Source organism: Leptolyngbya sp. FACHB-711 (assembly GCF_014695615.1).
GTDB lineage: Bacteria > Cyanobacteriota > Cyanobacteriia > Elainellales > Elainellaceae > Leptolyngbya_A.
The window spans coordinates 24200-30199 of the sequence record NZ_JACJOR010000508.1; the positions used below are offsets into that span (position 1 = coordinate 24200).

Here is a 6000-nt window from a genome sequence, read left to right on the forward strand (position 1 = left end):
CCCGCCTCAGAGGTGACAGTATTACAAATTAGCTCAGCATCAATCAATTGCAGCTTAGCCCAGCGCGTTTGCGCCGCCAACCACTTCCAGAATTTCCTGAGTAATCGCAGCCTGACGGGCTTTGTTATAGCCGATCGTCAGCGTCTTAATCAGTTCCTTCGCGTTGTCACTGGCGTTGTTCATCGCCGTCATCCGGGCAGCGAGTTCACTTGCCGCAGATTCTTGCAGGGCGCGGAGAAGCTGGTTATTTAAGTAGAGGGGTAGCAGCGCATCCAGGATTTGCACCGGGTCTTGCTCAAAGATCATGTCTCTAGGCAGTGGAGGCAGCATACTGGCTCCCACTCTCTCCCGTTCCACTGCAAAACCACCACTGCGAGTGGTCAGGCGGAAGATTTCGTCATCCTGCGCTTCCAAGCCCTGAGGATCGAGAGGCAACAGGGTTTGAACCACCGGGCGAGAACTCACCAACGAAACAAACTTCGTGTAGATTAGCTCTACCCGATCGACGGTTTCTGAGAGAAATAGGTTCAGCAGTTCGTCAGCAATGCTAGACGCTTCAGCCGCTGTGGGAACCTGCTCCAGCCCAGTGAAGCTTGCATCAATCACTTGATCGCGACGCTGAAAGTACTGGCTTGCTTTGCGACCAATGATTACAAAACGATAGTCCAGACCTTCCGCCTTCAGTTCTTTAGCACGGGCTTCGGCTCGGCGGATCACGTTGGCATTATAGCCACCGCACAAGCCACGATCGCCCGAAACAACCAGCAGTCCTACCGTCCTCACTTCTCGCTGACGCAGCAGGGGCAGAGTTACATCCTCAAACCGCAGACGAGTTTGCAGTCCGTAAAGTACCTGAGCCAGACGATCGGCAAAGGGACGGGTAGCAATTACCTGCTCCTGAGCGCGGCGTACTTTCGCAGCTGCCACCAGACGCATGGCTTCTGTAATCTTGCGCGTATTTTTGACCGACTGAATCCGATCGCGAATCTCTTTTAGGTTTGGCATCTTTCGTTCCTCAAAGAGCAGTCAGCCATCCCGACTGGACTATCAGACTGGAACAACTGACTGCAAAGTATGAATTGCCCTTTATTGGGCAGACCTACATGGCGCTGAAGGTCTTCTTGTATTCAGCGATCGATTCCTTCAGCAGGGACTCAGCTTCGTCGTTAAGCTGCTTGTCGTTGCCGACGATTTCCATGTAGCGAGGCTTGCTCGTCTTCAGGTAGTCGCGCAGACCTTTCGCAAAGCTCGTCACTTTATTGGTCGGGATTTCATCCAGATAGCCGTTAATTCCAGCATAGATGATGGCAACCTGCTCTGCTACCGAAAGCGGCGAGTACTGCGGCTGCTTCAGAATCTCACGGAGACGCTGACCGCGCGCGAGCTGGTTCTGGGTTGCCTTGTCCAAGTCAGACGCGAACTGAGCAAACGCCTGAAGTTCATCGAACTGCGCCAGCTCCAGCTTTACCTTACCTGCAACTTTCTTCATTGCTTTGGTTTGTGCCGCCGAACCCACACGGGATACCGAGATACCGGGGTTTACCGCCGGACGCTGACCGGAGTTAAACAGGTTCGAGGTCAAGAAGATTTGGCCGTCAGTAATCGAAATCACGTTGGTCGGAATGTATGCCGATACGTCACCTGCCTGGGTTTCAACGATCGGTAGAGCTGTCATACTGCCGCCGCCCAGTTCATCGCTCATCTTCGCAGCCCGCTCCAGCAAACGGGAGTGGAGATAGAAAACGTCTCCGGGGTATGCTTCCCGGCCCGGCGGACGACGCAGCAGCAGCGACATTTGGCGGTATGCCTGCGCCTGCTTGGAAAGGTCATCGTACACAATCAGCGTCGCTTTGCCCTTGTACATAAAATACTCCGCCAAAGCCGCGCCCGTGTAGGGAGCCAGGTATTGCAGAGCTGCCGGGTCGTTTGCGTTTGCTGCGACGACGATCGTGTAGTCGAGTGCGCCTCGCTCGCGCAGGGTTTCCACCACCTGAGCCACGGTCGAAGCCTTCTGACCGATCGCCACATAAACGCAGATCACGTTCTCGCTCTTCTGGTTCAGAATCGTGTCCACGGCAATTGTGGTTTTGCCTGTCTGACGGTCGCCAATGATCAGCTCACGCTGCCCCCGACCGATCGGAATCATCGCGTCAATTGCGGTAATCCCCGTCTGCATCGGCTCATAAACTGAGCGGCGATCGACAATTCCCGGTGCGCCGGATTCGATCAGGCGATTTTCAGAGGCTTGGATTTCGCCTTTACCGTCGAGCGGACGTGCCAGTGCGTTCACGACGCGACCGATCATCGCTTCACCTACAGGAATCGAGGCAATTTTGCCCGTGGAGCGAACTGAGCTGCCTTCCTGAATGCCCAGACCGTCGCCCATCAACACCACGCCCACGTTGTCTTCTTCCAGGTTGAGCGCAATACCGACTTCACCATCTTCAAATTCGAGCAGTTCGCCTGCCATTGCTTGCTGCAAACCATACACGCGGGCAATACCGTCGCCAACCTGAAGCACGGTTCCCACATTGGAAACTTTCACATCCTGGTCGTACTGCTCGATCTGCTGCCGAATAATGCTGCTAATCTCGTCGGGTCTAATACTAATCGCCATTGGTGTTTCTCTCTATGGTTCAACTAAGAACGGCTTTAACTAAGAACGAAAGACGCAATAACCGCCAAACCTAAACAGTTCTTGAAGGAATACGAGCGATTAAGCTACGCTGCCCAGCTTCACGCCAATCCGACGCAATTGACCGCGCAGACTTGCATCCACCACTTGAGAGCCGACTTTGATAATCACGCCGCCCATCAAGTCTGGGTCGATGCGAATATCCAGCTCTACCTGCTGCGCCTGAGTCATGCCCTTCACTTTCTCGCGGATTGCTTCCTGCTGTCCTTCATTCAGTTCAACAGCAGAGGTCACTTCTGCCAGTACGGTTTGCTTCAGCTTCCGCACCAGTTCCTTAAACTGATTTAGGACTTCCGGCAGAAACACAATGCGCCCGCGATCGACTAGCAGCATCAAGAAATTGGTCAGATAAGGATGAAGCTGATCGCCTGCGATCTGGCGCAGAACTGCTTTCTTTTGATCCGCTTTGAAAAAGGGGTTAGACAGCAGCAGATTCAGATCGTCAGACTCTTTCAGGGCGGCTAGCAGAGAATTGGCATCCTCTGAAAAGCGATCGACCAAATCCTGCGACTGTGCGATCGACATTAACGCCTGAGCATAAGGCTCTGCGATTTCTGTAGAGACTAAAGATGACCTCATGACGCGCCTCCTATCGTAGCAATACTGCGATCGATCAGGTGTTGCTGGGTTTCATCGCTCAGACCCGATCGAAGCCGGGACTCAACCTGCTGCAACGCCAAATCTGCGATGCGCTGTCTCAGTTCAGCAATCACTCGTTCCTGCTGCGAGTTCAAGTCCTGGGCTGCGGCGGCTTTCATACGCTGAATGTCCTTCTCAGACTGCACCAGAACGGCTTCCCGCGCTGCCTTTGCCCGTTCCTCTGCCTCGGCGCGAATACGAGTGGCTTCCTGCTGTGCCTGAGCCAGCTTTTGCTGCTGTTCTGCCAGGGCTGAGGCAGCTTTCTGCTTGCGCTGCTCTGCCTCTTTGATCGAGTTTTCGATGTTGGCGCGACGCTCGGAGAGTGTCTTACCCAGGAAGCCCCGTCCAAAGTAGATGAGAACGCCGATAATAATCGCTAAGTTAATCAGGTTGGTTTCGAGAATGTCGAAGTTAATTCCAAACCCGTGCGCTTCCGCTTCAGCAGTCAGTAAAAATAAATTTCTCATGGTTATCATAGAGAACTACCTCGCCCCATTAACCCACCGACTGCGTACCTAACAGCTTCTCCAGAATCTGATGGCTCAGCGAATCGACCTGCTGTTCAAGTGATTGCATTGCCTCTTGCTTCTGGTGGTCTAGCTCAGCCTGTGCCTGCTCGCGCTGCGCCTGAGCTTCCTGCTGTGCTTCAGCCATTTTTTGAGCCGCAATTCGCTCAGCGTCCGCTTCTGCTTCAGCAATTACTGCCTGCGCCTGACGGCGAGTGCTTGCCAGCTCCTGCTCGTACTGTTTTGCCAAATTCTCTGCTTTTGCCAGGCGTTCACGCGCTTCCGCCTGATTGGTGCGAATAAAATTCTCTCGATCGTCTAGTGCCTTACCCAGAGGCTTGTAAAAGAGGGCATTGAGAAGCGCGACCAGGATCAAAAACTGAACTGCCATGAGTGGCAGCGTCGCGTCAATGTCAAACAGTCCTCCCTTGCCTCCTTCGGCAGCCGCTTCAGCAGCCAGCAGGATAGTCCAGTGCATCATAGTTAAATTGCCCCGCAGTTCCCAAATGGGGTCAAACGACAAAGATTATAGAGAGGTTTAAGTCAAGGGAATCAAGGGAGACACGAAGGGGGTCGTGCCTCCGCTAGAGTAAATTGACCTAGTTGACTTACGCGAAGGGGTTTGCGAACAGCAGCACCAGCGCAACTACCAGACCGTAAATCGTCAACGCTTCCATGAACGCCAAGCTCAGCAGCAGCGTACCGCGAATTTTGCCTTCTGCTTCGGGCTGACGAGCAATCCCTTCTACAGCTTGACCTGCGGCGTTACCTTGACCAATGCCAGGACCGATCGCGCCCAGACCTACAGCCAGAGCAGCAGCGAGAACAGAAGCAGCAGCAATTGTCGGATTCATGATTTTTCCTTGCCTTACAGTACAAAAACGACTAGATAGATATGGTCTAACCAAGTAAGCGTTGTTCACGCTGCAATACGAGCTTCAGCATCGCGGATGAATTCTCAAAATGAATTCTAAAAGCGATCGCCGAAACCATTCGATAGCGGGATATGCGGTATCCCTCAACTGAGGAATCTAGTGTTCCTCATGCCCTTCACCGTGATGATCCTCCATTGCCTCGCCGATATAGGAGGCTGCCAGCGTTGCGAAAATCAGTGCCTGGATTGCGCTTGTAAACAGACCCAGAGCCATGACCGGCAGCGGAATAAACAGCGGAACCAGGAGAACCAGTACCCCAACCACTAGCTCGTCTGCCAGGATGTTTCCGAACAATCGGAAGCTGAGCGAGAGAGGCCTGGTGAAATCTTCGATAATTTTGAAAGGAAGCATGAACGGAACGGGCTGGACATAGTTACCAAAGTAGCCCAATCCCTTCTTCCGAAATCCTGCGTAGAAATACGCCAGAGACGTCAGGAGCGCCAGCGCGATCGTGGTGTTGATGTCGCTGGTTGGAGCAGTTAACTCGCCCTGAGGGATGTGAATTAGCTTCCAGGGCAGCAGTGCGCCAGACCAGTTTGAGACGAAAACAAACAGAAACAGCGTTCCAATAAACGGAACCCAGGAACGATACTCCTTTTCCCCAATCTGGGCTTTCGCCAGGTCACGAATGAACTCCAGCGCATACTCCATCAGGTTTTGAGTACCGCCTGGAACCATCTGGATATTCCGAGTTCCGAGGATGGAGGCACTCACCAGCAGGCCAATCACGAACCAGGAAACCAGGAAAACCTGACCATGCAGCTCCAGATTGCCAACGTGCCAGTAAAACTGCTTGCCAACCTCTAACTCTGCCAGGGAAAAAGAGCTTAGGGCATTCAGCGTGTATAACATTTCCATGCGAAAAATGTCCCAGTATCTTAAGGGGTGCTAGGATGTCCTGAGTCTATTAAGAGTCAGGTAAGATGGTGGTTTTCAGCATGTAGAAGATCACAGCAGCCTTGTAGGTCAGGAAGCCCAGGAAGATCGGCATAATTTGCAAATCTTCCAGTCGTGAAGCAACGACAATTACTCCAACTAAGAGCGCAAGGCGTGTGCTGCCCAAACTCTGTTTTTCCCTGCCCAACTGCGCGACGTTTCTCGCCAACATTCTCAAGTAAACCACACCGACGCACGCTCCAATGAGGTAATTAAGAGCGATGTTAAGGGAATAAAAAACCCAGACAGAGCCAAAAATAATCCCTGTTAGAATCAGAGTTCCCTTCAA

At 52.8% G+C, this 6000-nt stretch carries 8 protein-coding genes; all 8 read right to left on the reverse strand.

The window, feature by feature from the left end; translation table 11 throughout:
- Nucleotides 1-54: 54 nt before the first annotated feature.
- Nucleotides 55-1005 carry a F0F1 ATP synthase subunit gamma gene (locus tag H6F80_RS24485; RefSeq protein ID WP_190794128.1) on the reverse strand — a complete coding sequence of 317 codons (951 nt, stop codon included), beginning with the start codon at nucleotides 1003-1005 and terminating at the stop codon, nucleotides 55-57.
- A 94-nt stretch (nucleotides 1006-1099) separates the two neighbouring features.
- Nucleotides 1100-2617: a F0F1 ATP synthase subunit alpha gene (gene atpA / locus H6F80_RS24490; RefSeq protein WP_190794129.1), complete on the reverse strand. Its 1518-nt coding sequence runs from the start codon at nucleotides 2615-2617 to the stop codon at nucleotides 1100-1102.
- A gap of 99 nt (nucleotides 2618-2716) precedes the next feature.
- A complete protein-coding gene (atpH, locus tag H6F80_RS24495; protein ID WP_190794130.1) occupies nucleotides 2717-3274 on the reverse strand; it encodes an ATP synthase F1 subunit delta in 558 nt (185 codons plus the stop codon).
- Nucleotides 3271-3801, reverse strand: a complete 531-nt coding sequence (locus H6F80_RS24500; RefSeq protein WP_190794131.1) for a F0F1 ATP synthase subunit B — start codon at nucleotides 3799-3801, stop codon at nucleotides 3271-3273. Before H6F80_RS24500 ends, atpH begins: the two co-directional genes overlap by 4 nt.
- 28 nt (nucleotides 3802-3829) lie before the next feature.
- On the reverse strand, nucleotides 3830-4321 hold the full coding sequence (locus tag H6F80_RS24505; protein ID WP_190794132.1) for a F0F1 ATP synthase subunit B': 492 nt from the start codon (nucleotides 4319-4321) through the stop codon (nucleotides 3830-3832).
- A 127-nt stretch (nucleotides 4322-4448) separates the two neighbouring features.
- On the reverse strand, nucleotides 4449-4694 hold the full coding sequence (atpE, locus tag H6F80_RS24510) for an ATP synthase F0 subunit C (RefSeq protein WP_088893994.1): 246 nt from the start codon (nucleotides 4692-4694) through the stop codon (nucleotides 4449-4451).
- 177 nt (nucleotides 4695-4871) lie between these two features.
- A complete protein-coding gene (gene atpB / locus H6F80_RS24515) occupies nucleotides 4872-5633 on the reverse strand; it encodes a F0F1 ATP synthase subunit A (RefSeq protein ID WP_199296803.1) in 762 nt (253 codons plus the stop codon).
- 49 nt (nucleotides 5634-5682) lie between these two features.
- Nucleotides 5683-6000: ATP synthase subunit I (locus H6F80_RS24520; protein ID WP_242067553.1), on the reverse strand; the 318-nt coding region annotated here is incomplete at its 5' end.

What these genes read in the sequence shown, in the direction of transcription:
- H6F80_RS24485 (WP_190794128.1), bottom strand. Translation starts at nt 1,005, where the DNA reads ATGCCAAACCTAAAAGAGATTCGCGATCGGATTCAGTCGGTCAAAAAT.
- atpA (WP_190794129.1), bottom strand. Translation starts at nt 2,617, where the DNA reads ATGGCGATTAGTATTAGACCCGACGAGATTAGCAGCATTATTCGGCAG.
- atpH (WP_190794130.1), bottom strand. Translation starts at nt 3,274, where the DNA reads ATGAGGTCATCTTTAGTCTCTACAGAAATCGCAGAGCCTTATGCTCAG.
- H6F80_RS24500 (WP_190794131.1), bottom strand. Translation starts at nt 3,801, where the DNA reads ATGAGAAATTTATTTTTACTGACTGCTGAAGCGGAAGCGCACGGGTTT.
- H6F80_RS24505 (WP_190794132.1), bottom strand. Translation starts at nt 4,321, where the DNA reads ATGATGCACTGGACTATCCTGCTGGCTGCTGAAGCGGCTGCCGAAGGA.
- atpE (WP_088893994.1), bottom strand. Translation starts at nt 4,694, where the DNA reads ATGAATCCGACAATTGCTGCTGCTTCTGTTCTCGCTGCTGCTCTGGCT.
- atpB (WP_199296803.1), bottom strand. Translation starts at nt 5,633, where the DNA reads ATGGAAATGTTATACACGCTGAATGCCCTAAGCTCTTTTTCCCTGGCA.